This window comes from Streptomyces sp. CB01201 (genome assembly GCF_002803085.1).
GTDB lineage: Bacteria > Actinomycetota > Actinomycetes > Streptomycetales > Streptomycetaceae > Streptomyces > Streptomyces hundungensis.
In genome coordinates this window covers 67,121-82,240 of sequence record NZ_NNBJ01000013.1, presented here as the reverse complement: position 1 = coordinate 82,240, position 15,120 = coordinate 67,121, and the positions used below count along the sequence as shown (strand labels likewise).

Here is a 15,120-nt window from a genome sequence, read left to right as displayed (position 1 = left end):
CCGGGAGGGCCGGGGTCATATTCTTGCGGTCATGTCAGCCATCCGACTCCTTGTCCTCGGTTCGGTACGTCAGCACGGCCGGGCGCACGGCTATCAGGTGCGCAACGACCTGGAGTACTGGGGTGCCCACGAGTGGTCCAACGCCAAGCCGGGCTCGATCTACCACGCGCTCAAGCACATGGCGAAGCAGGACGTGCTCCTCGCGCACGAGGTGGCGCCCAGTACGGCGGGCGGGCCGCCGCGCACCGAGTACGAGCTGACGGAGGCGGGGCGGGTGGAGTACTTCCGCCTGCTGCGCGAGGCGCTCGCGTCCTACGACCAGAAGATGGACGTCCTGTCGGCGGCGATCGGCTTCATGGTCGACCTGCCGCGCGCGGAGGTGATCGCGCTGCTGCGGGACCGGCTGGCGAAGCTGGCGGCGTGGCGCGGCTCGGTGACGGAGTACTACGCCCCCGAGGGCGGCCCGGCCCAGCTCGGCCACATCGGCGAGATCATGAACATGTGGGTGCACTCCGCGGATGCGGAGGCGGGGTGGACGCAGGGGCTGATCGCCCGGATCGAGGGCGGGGCGTACGTCTTCGCCGGCGAGGGCGAGCCGCTTGCGGGGGTGCTGGGGGATGGCCCCTCCCCGCCCCTTCCCTAGACCCTCCGGGGGAGAGTTCATCGGCTGCGGACCGTGCGTGGCTGGTCGCGCCCACGCGGCGGAGCCGCACATGTCACAGTCCCGCGCCCCTTGAGCCCGGGGGCTCCGCCCCGAGACCCCCCGTTCGCGCCTCAAGGGCCAGGGGGTCAGTGGTGGAAAGCCGTGGCTTCGGATTCGGAGCGGCCCAGCGGAGCGGCCTGGCGGCGGAGCTCCGGCAGCAACCGCCCCAGGTCCTCCAGGAGCAGCGCCCCGAGATCCGAGGAGAACCCGTTGCGGCACACCACCCGCAGCACCGACAGGTCCTCCCGGTTCGCCGGAAAGGTGTAGGCCGGCACCAGCCACCCCCGCTCCCGCAGCCGCCGCGACACGTCGAACACGTCGTAACTCCGCACCTCCGGCGCCGTGGTGAAGGCGAACACCGGCAACTCGTCACCCCGGGTGAGGAGGTGGAAGTCCCCGAGCGCCTCGATCCGCTCCGCGAGCCCGCGCGCCACGTCCCGCGTGGTCTGCTGCACCGCCCGGTACCCCTCGCGGCCGAGCCGCAGGAACGTGTAGTACTGGGCCACCACCTGCGCCCCGGGCCGCGAGAAGTTGAGCGCGAACGTGGGCATGTCGCCGCCGAGGTAGTTCACCCGGAAGACCAGCTCCTCGGGGAGTTCGGCCGCCGTGCGCCACAGCGCCCAGCCGACCCCGGGGTAGACGAGCCCGTACTTGTGGCCCGAGGTGTTGATGGAGGACACCCGCGGCAGCCGGAAGTCCCACACCAGGTCCTCGTCGAGGAAGGGCGCGACCATCGCCCCGGACGCCCCGTCGACATGGACGGGGATGTCCAGGCCCGTACGCTCCTGCAAATCGTCGAGCGCCGAGCACAATTCGGCGATCGGCTCGTAGGACCCGTCGAAGGTCGAGCCGAGGATTCCGATGACGCCGATCGTGTTCTCGTCGCAGAGGGTCGCGGCGGCCTCGGGGTCGAGGTGGAAGCGGTCCCCTTCCATGGGGACCTGCCGCGGCTCGACCTCCCAGAACGTGCAGAACTTCTCCCAGCACACCTGCACGTTCACACCCATGACCAGATTCGGGCGGGCGTCGCGCGAGGGGTAGCGGTCCGCGTTGCGCTTCATCCAGCGCCGCTTGAGCGCCATCCCGGCCAGCATGCACGCCTCGCTGGACCCGGTGGTCGAGCAGCCGACCGTGGTGCTCGGGTCCGGGGCGTGCCACAGGTCGGCGAGCATCGCCACGCACCGCCGCTCCAGCTCGGCGGTGCGCGGGTACTCGTCCTTGTCGATCATGTTCTTGTCCCGGCACTCCGCCATGAGCACCCCGGCCTGCGGCTCCATCCAGGTGGTGACGAAGGTCGCCAGGTTGAGCCGGGCGTTCCCGTCGAGCATCAGCTCGTCGTGCACCACCTGGTACGCGGTCGCGGGGGCCAGCGGCCGGTCGGGCAGCCGGTGCCGGGGCGGCGCGGAGGTCATCGAGCCGACCGGGTCGGCCTCCCCGAAGAAGGGGTTCAGGGCGAGCCGCCCGTACTCCTTCTCGTCGGTGCGGTCCTTGTCGCTGCCGCCTCGGTGCAGTGCCATGGACGGTCAACCACCTTTCGGGGGACGGGAGTTGGGGGTGCCGCTGTCAGTTGCGGGCCAGGACCACCGCGGTTCCGTACGCGCACACCTCGGTGCCCACGTCCGCCGCCTCGGTCACGTCGAACCGCATCATCAGGACCGCGTTCGCGCCCCGCGCTTTGGCCTGGGCCACCAGCCGCTCCATCGCCTGGTTGCGGGTCTCGACCAGCGTCTTGGTCAGGCCCTTCAGCTCGCCGCCGATCATGGACTTGAGGCCGGCGCCGATCTGGCTGCCCAGGTGGCGCGAGCGTACGGTCAGGCCGAAGACCTCCCCGATGACCTGTTGCACGGTGTACCCGGGCACGTCGTTCGTGGTGACCACCAGTACGTCCGACTGCGGAGTCTGGCCGCCGCCGTATTCCTCGATGCCCATCGGTTCCCCTTCGGTAGCGCTTGTCGCCCCTTCCAGCCTGCCCCTGGAACCTCGCTTTCGCGCGTTACGTTGATAACTTTGGCTGCCGACGGCAGACAGCCCGCCCGACACCCACACCAGGAGCCCGGTACCCGTGACCACCCTTGCCCTCGGACCGAGCTGGCTGGACCCCGACTATCTGTTGCAGACCTTCGGCCCGATCGGCCTGCTGGTCATCGTGTTCGCCGAGTCCGGCCTGCTCATCGGCTTCTTCCTGCCGGGCGACTCGCTCCTGTTCACCACCGGCCTGCTGATCACCACGGGCAAGCTCGACATGCCGCTGTGGCTGATGTGCGTCCTGGTGGTGTTCGCCGCGGTCCTCGGTGACCAGGTGGGCTATCTGTTCGGCAAGAAGGTCGGCCCCTCGCTGTTCAGCCGGCCCGACTCGAAGCTCTTCAAGCAGGAGAACGTGGAGAAGGCCCACGAGTTCTTCGAGAAGTACGGACCCAAGTCGCTGGTCCTGGCCCGCTTCGTGCCGATCGTGCGGACGTTCACGCCGATCATCGCGGGCGTCAGCGGCATGAACTACCGCTCGTTCGTCACCTTCAACATCATCGGCGGCACGCTCTGGGGCGCGGGCGTCACGCTGCTCGGCGCCGCGCTCGGCAACGTCGAGTTCGTACACAAGAACATCGAGCTGATCCTGGTCGCGATCGTGCTGATCTCGGTCGTCCCGATCGCCATCGAGTTCCTGCGGGCCCGTTCCAAGGCGAAGAAGAACCCGTCTGCCGAGGGCCCGGGCGGCCCCGGCCAGTCCCCGCAGCGCGGCGGCCGCCACGCCAAGCGCTGAGCGCTCCGCGCCCCCTGGTAGGCGGCCCAGCGCCCGGTCGCGCCCTCGCGGGGCGGGGCTCAGAAGCCCCTGGTGCGCTTCGCGGCCGCTCGGCCGGCGCCCGGGGCCCGCAGGAAGAGCCGGGCGATCTCGTTTCCGAGGTTCACGCCGATCGCGATGGCCAGGGCCAGTGCCGCCGCCTTGGCGAGCGAGGTGAAGCCCTGGTTGAGATGGTTCTGGGCGATCGCGAGGACACCGAAATAGGTGGCGCTACCGGGCAGCAGCGGGCCGATCGCGGCGGTCACGTACAGCAGCGCCGAGGTGTTCCAGTACCGCGAGAGCAGCTGCCCGAACAGGCCGACCAGGCCGGCCGCGACGGCCGTCGCCATGATCGGTGAGCCCCCCGCGGTGATCGCGATCGAGGCGTACACCACCCACGCGACCCCGCCGTTCGCGGCCACGATCAGCACCGTGGAACGGTCCTGCTGGAGCAGGACCGCGAAGGTCAGACAGAGCAGGATCGACGCGAGGGTCTGAAGGATCGGCCGGTCGATGGGCTGGAAGGTGCCCTCGGGATTGAGCTTGGCGTGGAACTGGAGCCCGCCGTACAGGACCGTCAGGACGCCGACGACGATCGCGACGAAGAAGTACCCGACTTCGAGCAGCCGGGCCGCCGCGGTGACGTAGAAACCGGTCAGGCCGTCCTGGACGGCCGCCACCAGGGCCCGTCCGGGGATCAGGGCGAACAGGCCACCGGTGATGACCGCGGACGAATTGAGTTCCCAGTGGAGCAGGGTGAGGGCCACGCCCATCGCGGCGGGCGGCATCGCGGCCACGGCGAACTGGTAGAACTCCGGCAGCCCGCGGGACGCGCACAGCCAGGCGAGCCGGTCGCCGAGCACCGCACCGACCGCCGCCACCAGGAAGACCGTGATGCCGCCGCCGAGCAGCACGGAGGCCGCGCCGGCGAGGAGCCCGCAGGCGGTGGTGAGGGCCCAGCCCGGGTAGGGGTGGCGGTTGCGGCGGATCTCGGCGAGGCGCCGGTAGGCCTCTTCCAGGGAGACCTCGTGGTCCTCGCTGGTCATGTCGGTGACGAGCCGGTGCACGGCCGCCAGACGGGTGTAGTCGGTGCCGCGGCGGCGCACGGTGCGGTTGGCCGTCACCGGGTCGTCCACGAGCGAGGGCTGGTGGGTGACGGCCAGCATGGTGAAGGTGACCGTCGGCTCGCAGCGGTCCAGGCCGTAGCTGCGGCAGATCGCGAACATCGCGGCCTCGACGTCCTCGGCGCCCTCGCCGCCCGCGAGCAGCAGCTCACCGATACGCAGCACCAGGTCGAGGACGCGGGGCACCGCGGGCCCGGTGTCGTCGTGCTTCTGGATCGGCTCGGCCACCGGCCGGTCGCCGACCGGCATGCGCAGCATGGTGCGCATCCGGTCCTGCCAGGGGGCGTCCTTGGACAGCCGCACGAGCGGCATGGACCCGGTGGTGGCCATCGGGTTCGGCTCGCGCGCGGTGTAGCCGCTGGGGGTGGTGAACGCGGAGGCGGGCTGGTCGGCGGGCGGCTCGGCCACCGGGGTGGCGAGCCCGGCGGGCAGCGCGAACTCGGAGGTCGGCGACTCCTCCTCGGGCACCTGCGGCTGCTCCACGCCCTCGGGAGGGGTGAAGGCACTGCGGGCTTCGTCGGACTGCGGTTTGCGATCCTCCATCACATCGTGCTGCTCGAACCCCACTGGTCCCTCGCCTCCCTCCGGCCGCTTGCGTGCGCCTGCCCAGTATGTGGGCCGTCATCACCTGATACGACTGCGGGCGGCCCACCCGGAGGTGAGCCGCCCGCAGTCGTTACGGAAGGACGCGCGTCAGTGCGCGCCACCCTGCGCCTCAAGGCGCTTGTAGGACGCCTCGACCTCGGCCTCGGCCTCGACGCGGCCGACCCAGTCGGCGCCCTCGACGGACTTGCCGGGCTCCAGGTCCTTGTAGACCTCGAAGAAGTGCTGGATCTCCAGGCGGTCGAACTCGGAGACGTGGTGGATGTCGCGCAGGTGCTCGACACGCGGGTCGGACGCCGGGACGCACAGCAGCTTGTCGTCGCCGCCGGCCTCGTCGGTCATCCGGAACATGCCGATCGCGCGGCACTTGATGACGCAGCCCGGGAAGGTCGGCTCGTCGAGCAGGACCAGGGCGTCCAGCGGGTCGCCGTCCTCGCCGAGGGTGTTCTCGACGAAGCCGTAGTCGGCCGGGTAGCTGGTCGAGGTGAAGAGTCGACGGTCCAGGCGGATCCGGCCGGTCTCGTGGTCGACCTCGTACTTGTTCCGCGATCCCTTCGGGATCTCGATGGTGACGTCGAACTCCACGGGTGGCTCTCCTCCATGATCAGCACATGCATCGGACGGGGCTGCGTCGCCGCCGGGTTCCCGGCCGGACGCAGTTCTGGTGATTAAGTGTCCCTCACGCAGGAGTGTGATCGCGAAAGGGGCTGGTCTCCGGTGCCGGGACCCAGGACATGGCAGCTCACAGCTGGTGCGGCGGCGGTCGGCCTGGCACTCTCGGCCGGAGCCGTGGCCCTCGCCGGACCGTGGGACTCAGGCCAGCGTACGGCCGAGCGGGCAAGGGCCGCATCGGGGGCGGCCGGGGGTGGCGCACATCACCAGCGCCGCACGGATCCGGACGCTCCCGCTCCGGCCCCGAGCGCGCCCGGTGTTCTCGCGGCCCTCGGTGTCCCCGGCGGCGCCCCCGTCCCGGCGGCCCTGCCCGCGGACCTCGCTCCGCTGCTCGGCGACCCGGCGCTCGGGGCGCAGCCCGCGGCCTCGGTCGTCGACACCGCGACCGGCCAGGAGCTGTACGCCTCGCGCCCGGACGCGGCCATGACACCGGCCTCCACCATCAAGATCGCCACCGCGGCCGCGGCCCTCACCGCGCTCCCGGCCGACCGCCGCTTCGCGACCACCGTGGTCGCCCCCCAGCGGGGCAGCGCGCTCACGCTCGTCGGGGGCGGCGACCCCACCCTGGACACGGCCCGGCTGACCGCGCTCGCCGACGGCACCGCCCGCGCGCTGCGGGCCCGCTCCCTCGACCACGTACAACTGGCGTACGACGCCTCGCTGTTCAGCGGGCCCTCGGTGCATCCGATCGGGCCCAACGAGAACCTGGCGCCGGTCGTCGCCCTCATGACGGACGAGGGGCGCGTCGGGGCGGCGGGCGCCTCGGACGGCGGGCCCGCCGCGCGCACCGCGGACCCGGCCGGCGACACCGCCCGGGCCTTCGCCCGGCTGCTGCGGGACCGCGGGATGCGGGTCGACGACCCGGTGGCCGGCACCAGGCCCGCCGGCGCCGAGGAACTGGCGAGCACGCTGTCGGCGCCGCTGCCCGACGTCGTCGAGCGGATGCTGACCAACAGCGACAACGACATCGCCGAGGCCCTGAACCGCCAGACGGCGATCGCCACCGGCAGGCCCGCGAGCTTCGACGGGGGCGCCGAGGCCGTGGCCGACCGGCTCGGCAAGCTCCAACTCCCGCTCACCGGAAGCGCGTTCACGGACGGCAGCGGGCTCAACCGCGCCGACAAGGTCACCGCCGGGCTGCTCACGCGACTGCTCGCGAAGGCTGCCGACCCGGCCCGCCCCGAACTGCGCCCGATCCTCACCGGCCTGCCGGTCGCCGGGTTCACCGGCACCCTCAGCGCCCGCTACGGCTCCGCCTCCGCCGCGACCGGCCTGGTCCGGGCGAAGACCGGCACCCTGGGCGGCGCCGGGGTCAACACCCTGGCCGGCACGGTCGTGGACCCGGGCGGCCGCCTTCTGGCGTTCGCCTTCCTGTCCGCCGGGACGCCGGGCGCCGACCCGGCCCCCGCGCAGCGGGCCCTGGACCGGCTCGCCACCCGGCTCACCGCGCACTGAAGGACCGCGCCACCCGGCCCGTCGCACTGAAGGACGCCGACCGGGTTCCCTCACGGTGTCGACAACGTACGGTTGACGCATGACTGGCATCGGCGGTGCAGGTACCTCTGGGATGGTCGACTGGAACCTCGCGGTCGCGACCGCGACCCGACTGGTGCGGCCGGGCCCCGACGTGAGCCGCGACGAGGCACGTGAGATCGTCGCCGAACTCCGTCGGCACGCCAAGGCCGCCGAAGAACACGTACGGGCGTTCACCCGGATGATCCCGGAGGGCGTGGAGCCCGAGGACACCCCGGTCCTGGTCGTGGACCGGGCCGGCTGGGTCAAGGCCAACGTGGCCGGCTTCCGCGAGGTGCTGCGGCCGCTGCTCGACAAGATGCAGGAGCGCCGCGGCAGCAGCCCCGGCGGGGCCGTGCTCGGCGCGGTCGGCGGCAAGGTCACCGGCGTCGAGCTGGGCGCGCTGCTCAGCTTCCTGTCCTCGCGGGTCCTCGGCCAGTACGAGACGTTCGCGCCCCCGAGCCGCGACCTGCCCTCGGCCCCCGGCGGTGGCGGGCGGCTGCTGCTCGTCGCGCCCAACATCGTCCACGTGGAGCGCGAACTCGACGTCGCCCCGCACGACTTCAGGCTCTGGGTGTGCCTCCACGAGGAGACCCACCGCACCCAGTTCACGGCCGTGCCCTGGCTGCGCGACCACCTGGAGAGCGAGATCCAGTCATTCCTCGACCAGACCGAGGTCGACCCGATGACCGTCCTGGAGCGGCTGCGCGAGGCCGCCCAGTCGCTCGCGGGCGGCCGTCCGGAGGGCGAGGAGGACGAGGGCCGCTCCCTGGTCGAGCTGGTGCAGACGCCGGCCCAGCGCGAGATCCTCGGCCGGCTGACCGCCGTGATGTCCCTTCTGGAGGGGCACGCCGACTACGTCATGGACGGGGTCGGGCCGCAGGTCGTGCCCTCGGTGGGGGAGATCCGGGAGAAGTTCCAGCAGCGCAGGGCCAAGGGCGCGTCCCGGCTCGACATGGCGCTGCGCAAGCTCCTCGGCCTCGACGCGAAGCTGCGCCAGTACCGCGACGGCGAGCGTTTCGTGCGGGCCGTGGTGGAGGAGGTGGGCATGGACGGCTTCAACCGGGTGTGGACCTCGCCGAACACGCTTCCGACGAAGTCCGAGATCGCGGCGCCCGCGGACTGGGTCGCCCGGGTCCACCGCCGCGCCGAGTCCTGACCCGAAAGCCGCCGGTGGGCGGGTGTCAACGCGGGAATCACCCATCCGAGGGACCGTGGGGCATGGGTAGGCGTGCAATGCTCGGGTAACGGCTCTGTTCTGTCACCATCTACGCACTCTGTGTGACTGAACAGCCCCGGTCGTCACCCCGCTCCTCCGATCCCCCCGCTTCCTCTCCGCGCCGAGGCACCCCCCAACTTCACCGAAGGGCACCGGACATGGGTCCCCATCCTGCGGTCGCAGCGATACGCCTGGCGGTTCGCCGCGTACTCCACGACGTACTGAACGAACACTCCCGCGACCACGAGGCCGTCGCCACCGCCGTGACCGCGGGGGCCCCCGCCGGTCCCGGGACCGGCGGCCGCAGCACCGCGCCCGAGCCCCTCGTGCTCGTGGCCTGCTCGGGCGGCGCCGATTCCATGGCGCTCGCCTCCGCCCTCGCCTTCGAATCCCGCAAGCTATCGCTGCGCGCCGGCGGCATCACCGTCGACCACGGCCTCCAGCACGGCTCCGATCTGCGCGCCGCCGAGGTCGTCTCCCGCATGACCGGCCTGGGCCTGGACCCCGCCGAGGCCGTCGCCGTGCAGGTGGGCCGCGAGGGCGGGCCCGAGGCCGCCGCCCGGGACGCCCGCTACGCCGCCCTGGACGATGCCGCCGAGCGCCACGGCGCCGCCGCGATCCTGCTCGGCCACACCCGCGACGACCAGGCCGAGACCGTGCTCCTCGGCCTCGCCCGCGGCTCCGGCACGCGCTCCCTGTCCGGCATGGCCGCCGTCTCGGGGGCGGCGGGCCGCTACCGGCGCCCCTTCCTGGAGATCGACCGCCAGACCGCCCGCAAGGCCTGCATGGTGCAGTCCCTGCCGGTCTGGGACGACCCGCACAACGCCGACCCCGCCTACACCCGCTCCCGGCTGCGCCAGGAGGGGCTGCCCGCGCTGGAGAAGGCGCTCGGCAAGGGCGTCGTCGAGGCCCTGGCCCGCACCGCCCAGCTCTCCCGCGACGACGCCGACGCCCTGGACGCCTGGGCCCTCCAGGCCGAGGCGACCGTGCGGGACGACACCGGGCTCCTGGAGTGCGCGAAGCTCTACGCGCTGCCGCCCGCCGTGCGCCGCCGCATCGTGCGCCGGGAGGTCATCGAGGCGGGTGCGCCCGCCGGTTCGCTCTTCGCCCGCCATGTGGAGGAGGTCGACAAGCTGATCACCAGCTGGCGCGGCCAGCGGGCCATCAATCTCCCGGGCCGCGTCGTCGCCCGTCGGCAGGGTGGCAGACTGGTCATTCGGCAGAGCTGAGCTCACGCACGTAACTCGGCTCCCGCACGGACCAACCGAACCCCCCAAGAAAGCGGCCCGGGTGAACGAGAAGGACATGGGCACCGACCTCCAGTCGGTGCTCATCACCAAGGAAGAGATCGACGCGAAGCTGGCGGAGCTGGCCGGGAAGATCGACGCGGACTACGCGGGCAAGGACCTGCTCATCGTCGGTGTCCTCAAGGGCGCCGTCATGGTCATGGCGGATCTGGCCCGCGCGCTGTCCACCCCGGTCACCATGGACTGGATGGCCGTCTCCTCGTACGGTGCGGGCACCCAGTCCTCCGGCGTCGTGCGGATCCTCAAGGACCTGGACACCGACATCAAGGGCAAGCACGTCCTGATCGTCGAGGACATCATCGACTCGGGTCTGACGCTGTCGTGGCTTCTTTCCAACCTCGGATCGCGCGAGCCCGCCTCCCTGGAGGTCTGCACGCTGCTCCGTAAGCCGGATGCCGCAAAGGTCGCGATCGACGTGAAGTGGATCGGTTTCGACATTCCGAATGAATTCGTCGTCGGTTACGGCCTCGACTACGCCGAGAAGTACCGCAATCTCCCCTTTGTCGGCACGCTCGCGCCGCACGTGTACGGCGGCTGACGAGGGCCCGGGCCGTTCGGGGAACCACAGCCCGCCTCCCGCCGTTGGAGCAGGGGAAGGACCCTTTCATCCGTACCGTGCGACCACGGGTGACAATGCTGGGGTACCGTCCGAAGAACAGTCTTTACACACAGTCTTAGTCACACTCACAGCAGCATTTACCTACGGGCAGGAGGGACGGGGCGTTCTCGCTCCGTATGGATGGACGTGAAGCGATACTTCCGTGGGCCGGTCATGTGGATCGTGCTGGCCGTCCTCGCCGTGGTCGTGTTGATGCAGGTCGTCGGCTCGTCGGGCGGCTACAAGACGGTCGACACATCCGATGTCGTACAGGCGATCAACAACAAGCAGGTCGAACAGGCCAAGATCACCACTGGTGACAGCCAGGTCATCAAGATCGACCTGAAGGACGGCCAGAAGGTCAAGGGCAGCAGCAAGGTTCAGGCCAACTACATCGGTGACGCCCAGGCGACCGACATGGCCAACCAGTTGCAGACCGGAGTGAAGGGCGGTGACATCCCGAAGGGGTACACCGTCTCGCCCGACAAGCAGAACCCGTTCCTCGGGATCCTGCTGTCCCTGCTGCCCTTCGTCCTCATCGTCGTGGTGTTCCTGTTCCTGATGAATCAGATGCAGGGCGGCGGCTCCCGGGTCATGAACTTCGGGAAGTCCAAGGCCAAGCTCATCACCAAGGACACCCCGAAGACGACCTTCGCCGATGTGGCGGGGTCCGACGAGGCCGTCGAGGAACTCCACGAGATCAAGGAGTTCCTCCAGGAGCCGGCGAAGTTCCAGGCCGTCGGCGCCAAGATCCCCAAGGGTGTGCTGCTCTACGGCCCGCCCGGTACGGGCAAGACGCTGCTCGCCCGCGCCGTCGCGGGTGAGGCCGGCGTTCCCTTCTACTCGATCTCGGGCTCCGACTTCGTCGAGATGTTCGTCGGTGTCGGCGCCTCGCGTGTGCGCGACCTCTTCGAGCAGGCCAAGGCGAACGCCCCGGCGATCGTCTTCGTCGACGAGATCGACGCCGTCGGCCGGCACCGCGGTGCGGGTCTCGGCGGCGGTCACGACGAGCGCGAGCAGACGCTCAACCAGCTGCTCGTCGAGATGGACGGCTTCGACGTGAAGGGCGGCGTCATCCTGATCGCCGCCACCAACCGGCCCGACATCCTGGACCCGGCGCTGCTGCGCCCCGGCCGCTTCGACCGCCAGATCGCGGTCGACCGCCCGGACATGCAGGGCCGTCTGGAGATCCTCAAGGTCCACCAGAAGGGCAAGCCGGTCGCCCCGGACGTCGACCTGTCGGCCGTCGCCCGCCGCACCCCCGGCTTCACCGGCGCCGACCTGGCGAACGTGCTGAACGAAGCGGCGCTCCTGACGGCGCGCAGCGACAAGAAGCTGGTCGACAACCACGCGCTGGACGAGGCGATCGACCGCGTCGTGGCGGGTCCGCAGAAGCGGACGCGGATCATGTCCGAGAAGGAAAAGAAGATCACCGCGTACCACGAGGGCGGTCACGCCCTGGTCGCCGCGGCTTCCCCCAACTCGGACCCGGTCCACAAGATCACCATCCTGTCGCGCGGCCGGGCCCTGGGTTACACCATGGTTCTGCCGGACGAGGACAAGTACTCGACGACGCGCAACGAGATGCTCGACCAGCTGGCGTACATGCTGGGCGGGCGCGCGGCCGAGGAGCTCGTCTTCCACGACCCGACGACGGGCGCGGCCAACGACATCGAGAAGGCCACGGCCACCGCGCGAGCGATGGTCACGCAGTACGGCATGACCGAGCGTCTGGGCGCGATCAAGTTCGGTGGCGACAACACCGAGCCGTTCCTGGGCCGTGAGATGGCGCACCAGCGCGACTACTCGGAAGAGGTCGCGGCGCTCGTCGACGAAGAGGTCAAGAAGCTCATCGAGACGGCGCACAACGAGGCCTGGGAGATCCTGGTCGAGAACCGCGACATCCTCGACAACCTGGTCCTCCAGCTCCTGGAGAAGGAGACGCTGGGCAAGGAGCAGATCGCCGAGGTCTTCTCCGGCATCGTCAAGCGTCCGGCCCGTCCGGCCTGGACCGGCTCCTCGCGGCGTACGCCGTCGACGAGGCCGCCGGTGCTCTCCCCCAAGGAGCTGGCGCTCACCAACGGCGCCACCACCAGCACCAACGGCTCCACGCCCCTGGAGACGCCCACGGAGGCCATCCCGGCCCCCGAGGACCGTCCCGAGAGCTGAGCACCGGGGGCCGCCCCGGCCCCGGAATGCATCCCGCGCCCCCCAGGTTCTAGCCTGTGGGGGCGCGGGTGTTTTCCGGCCACGCGCATGGATTGACAGTCGAGGAACGAGGCACAGATGACCGACCCGGTGACGCTGGACGGCGAGGCCAAGATCGGTGAGTTCGACGAGAAGCGGGCCGAGAACGCGGTGCGCGAGCTCCTCATAGCCGTCGGCGAGGACCCGGACCGCGAGGGCCTCCAGGAGACGCCGGCGCGTGTCGCGCGGGCCTACCGGGAGATCCTGGCGGGTCTGCGGCAGACGCCCGAGGAGGTCCTGACGACGACCTTCGACCTCGGGCACGACGAGATGGTCCTGGTGAAGGACATCGAGATCGTCTCCCTGTGCGAGCACCATCTGCTCCCGTTCCACGGGGTGGCCCACGTCGGCTACATCCCCGCCGAGTCCGGCAAGATCACCGGTCTGTCGAAGCTGGCCCGCCTGGTGGACGTGTTCGCCCGCAGGCCCCAGGTGCAGGAGCGCCTCACGACCCAGGTGGCGGACTCGCTGATGCGCATTCTCGACGCGCGCGGCGCCATCGTGGTGATCGAGGCCGAGCACATGTGCATGTCGGTGCGCGGCATACGCAAGCCCGGCGCGAAGACGACGACGTCGGCGGTCCGCGGCCAGCTCCGCCACCCGGCGACGCGCAGCGAGGCGATGAGCCTGATCATGGCGCGCTGAGCCGTGTGACGGCGTACCGCTGGTCCGGCTGACATCCGACGGCCCCGCACCCACTGCCGCAGCAGGGGTACGGGGCCGTCCGGCGTTGCGTGGTGACGGTGCGTCAGATTACTGACGGTGTGTCAGGTGGCGGTGTCTCAGGTGACCGGGGCGGTGGTGTCGTCCTCGTCGTCGGGCAGCTTGCAGACGCGCTCCAGGAACAGCGCGGCGGCCACCACCGCGATGCCGGCGAGGACCGAGAAACCGGCGTAGATCGCCTGGTCGCGGCGGGCCGGGACGTCGAGGTAGCTGAGCAGATAGACGCCCGTGCCGCCGTACATCCCGCAGACCAGGGCCGCGACCAGGGCGCTGGCCTGGCCGAAGACCACCGCGCGGGCCGCCATCAGGGGCTCCACGCCCTTGGCGCCCGGGCGGCGCTCGCGCTGGGCCCGCAGCCTGGCCCGGATGGACAGGCCGGTCGCCAGCAGGACGACGGCGATCACGCCGAGCACGATGGGTGCCGCGAGCGGCACGCTCGGCAGGGTGGAGACCGAGTCCCACAGCCGGGCGCCCGCCCAGGAGAGCACCCCGGCGACGACGAACAACCCGGCCAGCACGCCCAGGCGCAGTTGCTTCACGGAGTAGGGCCCTTCGCGTCTTGAGTGATCGACCTCAGAAGCGTAACGACTACTCGGGCAGGCGGAGTTCCAGATCGGCGCGCGGCTGTACGCCGATGCGGCCGACGCCGGTCAGCAGGTCGGCGATCGCGCCGTGGCCGGGCAGCTGGGCCTCGGGGTCCACGTCGAACCACGGGGCGAGCACGAAGGCGCGCTCGTGGGCGCGGGGGTGGGGCAGGGTGAGGACCGGGTCGTCGGAGACGACGTCGGCGTACGCGACGATGTCGACGTCGATGGTGCGCGGGCCCCAGCGCTCGTCGCGGACCCGGTCGTAGGCCTCTTCGATGGCGTGGCCGCGCTCCAGGAGCGAGGCCGGGGGCAGGGTCGTCTTCACGACGACGACCGCGTTGAAGTACGAGGGCTGGGAGCCGGGGTCGACGCCCCAGGGCTCGGTCTCGTACACCGGCGAGACCGCTTTGACGCGCAGGCCCGGGGTGTCCTCCAGGGCGTCGATGGCGCCCTGGAGCGTCTCCAGGCGGTTGCCCAGGTTGGACCCGAGGGCGATGACCGCGCGGCGCGGGTTGGAGAGCGTGACGTCCGCCGCGTCCACCTGCTCGACCACGGAGGCGGGTACCGGCTGAACGGTCGGGTCGCTCTGCGCGGCCCCCTGCGAGAACACGGTCATACTCGGCTCCGGGTGATCGTGATGGTCACGTCGTCGAACGGGACGGTGATCGGCGCGTCGGGCTTGTGGACGACCACCTCCACCTCCTGGACCCCTTCGTGCTTGAGGCACTGCTGGGCGATCCGCTCGGCGAGCGTCTCGATCAGGTCGACGGGCTCGCCCTGGACGACGTCCACGACCTCCTCGGCCACCACGCCGTAGTGCACGGTCTTCGCCAGGTCGTCGTCGGCCGCCGCGAGGCGGGTGTCGAGGCCGAGCACCAGGTCCACGATGAAGGTCTGGCCCTCTTCGCGTTCCCGGGGGAAGACGCCATGGTGCCCACGGGCCTTGAGGCCGCGCAGCGCGACACGATCCACGCGAATCACTCCTGCTGTCGTTGGTCAGACGGGCATGCGGCCGCGTGCGGGCGGCACGGTGCCCACAATCGAATCTA

At 70.9% G+C, this 15,120-nt stretch carries 15 protein-coding genes; 8 read left to right on the top strand and 7 right to left on the bottom strand.

From position 1 onward, the window contains the following. The first annotated feature begins 31 nt into the window (after positions 1–31). A complete protein-coding gene (locus CG740_RS26030) occupies positions 32–643 on the top strand; it encodes a PadR family transcriptional regulator (protein WP_100577704.1) in 612 nt (203 codons plus the stop codon). 146 nt (positions 644–789) lie between these two features. Here CG740_RS26030 and CG740_RS26025 read toward each other — a convergent pair whose 3' ends face one another. Beyond that, on the bottom strand, positions 790–2,220 hold the full coding sequence (locus CG740_RS26025) for a glutamate decarboxylase (RefSeq protein ID WP_100577703.1): 1,431 nt from the start codon (positions 2,218–2,220) through the stop codon (positions 790–792). Positions 2,221–2,266: 46 nt separating this feature from the next. After that, the gene (locus CG740_RS26020) at positions 2,267–2,632 is read right to left on the bottom strand and encodes a YbjQ family protein (RefSeq protein ID WP_100577702.1); all 366 of its coding nucleotides are present in this window, start codon (positions 2,630–2,632) and stop codon (positions 2,267–2,269) included. A gap of 133 nt (positions 2,633–2,765) precedes the next feature. Between CG740_RS26020 and CG740_RS26015 the strand changes: the two genes are divergently transcribed. Then, entirely contained in the window at positions 2,766–3,461 is a 696-nt protein-coding gene (locus CG740_RS26015) for a DedA family protein (protein WP_100577701.1), read from the top strand. A gap of 59 nt (positions 3,462–3,520) precedes the next feature. On the opposite strand, the gene CG740_RS26010 is transcribed toward CG740_RS26015, so the two are convergent. Then, positions 3,521–5,146: a threonine/serine ThrE exporter family protein gene (locus CG740_RS26010; RefSeq protein WP_100577849.1), complete on the bottom strand. Its 1,626-nt coding sequence runs from the start codon at positions 5,144–5,146 to the stop codon at positions 3,521–3,523. Between the two features lie 150 nt (positions 5,147–5,296). Further along, positions 5,297–5,791 (bottom strand): inorganic diphosphatase, encoded by a 495-nt coding sequence (locus CG740_RS26005; RefSeq protein WP_100577700.1) that lies wholly within the window; start codon positions 5,789–5,791, stop codon positions 5,297–5,299. Between the two features lie 132 nt (positions 5,792–5,923). Here CG740_RS26005 and dacB point away from each other — a divergent pair, with 132 nt between their 5' ends. The 6 genes from dacB (at position 5,924) to folE (ending at position 13,406) form a co-directional block, all read left to right on the top strand. Further along, positions 5,924–7,333, top strand: a complete 1,410-nt coding sequence (dacB, locus tag CG740_RS26000) for a D-alanyl-D-alanine carboxypeptidase/D-alanyl-D-alanine endopeptidase (protein ID WP_100577699.1) — start codon at positions 5,924–5,926, stop codon at positions 7,331–7,333. A 79-nt stretch (positions 7,334–7,412) separates the two neighbouring features. Next, positions 7,413–8,549 carry a zinc-dependent metalloprotease gene (locus CG740_RS25995; protein ID WP_100577698.1) on the top strand — a complete coding sequence of 379 codons (1,137 nt, stop codon included), beginning with the start codon at positions 7,413–7,415 and terminating at the stop codon, positions 8,547–8,549. A 218-nt stretch (positions 8,550–8,767) separates the two neighbouring features. Next, positions 8,768–9,838, top strand: coding sequence for a tRNA lysidine(34) synthetase TilS (tilS, locus tag CG740_RS25990; protein ID WP_100577697.1), 1,071 nt, complete (start codon positions 8,768–8,770; stop codon positions 9,836–9,838). A 76-nt stretch (positions 9,839–9,914) separates the two neighbouring features. Further along, positions 9,915–10,454: a hypoxanthine phosphoribosyltransferase gene (gene hpt, locus CG740_RS25985; RefSeq protein WP_100577848.1), complete on the top strand. Its 540-nt coding sequence runs from the start codon at positions 9,915–9,917 to the stop codon at positions 10,452–10,454. Positions 10,455–10,655: 201 nt separating this feature from the next. Next, the gene (ftsH, locus tag CG740_RS25980) at positions 10,656–12,683 is read left to right on the top strand and encodes an ATP-dependent zinc metalloprotease FtsH (protein ID WP_100577696.1); all 2,028 of its coding nucleotides are present in this window, start codon (positions 10,656–10,658) and stop codon (positions 12,681–12,683) included. A gap of 117 nt (positions 12,684–12,800) precedes the next feature. Beyond that, positions 12,801–13,406 carry a GTP cyclohydrolase I FolE gene (folE, locus tag CG740_RS25975; RefSeq protein WP_100577695.1) on the top strand — a complete coding sequence of 202 codons (606 nt, stop codon included), beginning with the start codon at positions 12,801–12,803 and terminating at the stop codon, positions 13,404–13,406. A gap of 137 nt (positions 13,407–13,543) precedes the next feature. Here the strand turns inward: folE and CG740_RS25970 are convergent, their stop codons facing one another. From CG740_RS25970 to folB, 3 genes are read right to left on the bottom strand one after another with little or no spacing between them, the layout of a single operon-like run. Then, entirely contained in the window at positions 13,544–14,023 is a 480-nt protein-coding gene (locus CG740_RS25970; protein WP_100577694.1) for a DUF3180 domain-containing protein, read from the bottom strand. A 49-nt stretch (positions 14,024–14,072) separates the two neighbouring features. Then, on the bottom strand, positions 14,073–14,687 hold the full coding sequence (gene folK / locus CG740_RS25965) for a 2-amino-4-hydroxy-6-hydroxymethyldihydropteridine diphosphokinase (protein WP_100577693.1): 615 nt from the start codon (positions 14,685–14,687) through the stop codon (positions 14,073–14,075). After that, complete coding sequence (gene folB / locus CG740_RS25960; protein WP_053731208.1) at positions 14,684–15,043, bottom strand: dihydroneopterin aldolase; 360 nt, start codon at positions 15,041–15,043, stop codon at positions 14,684–14,686. Before folB ends, folK begins: the two co-directional genes overlap by 4 nt. Positions 15,044–15,120 lie beyond the last annotated feature (77 nt).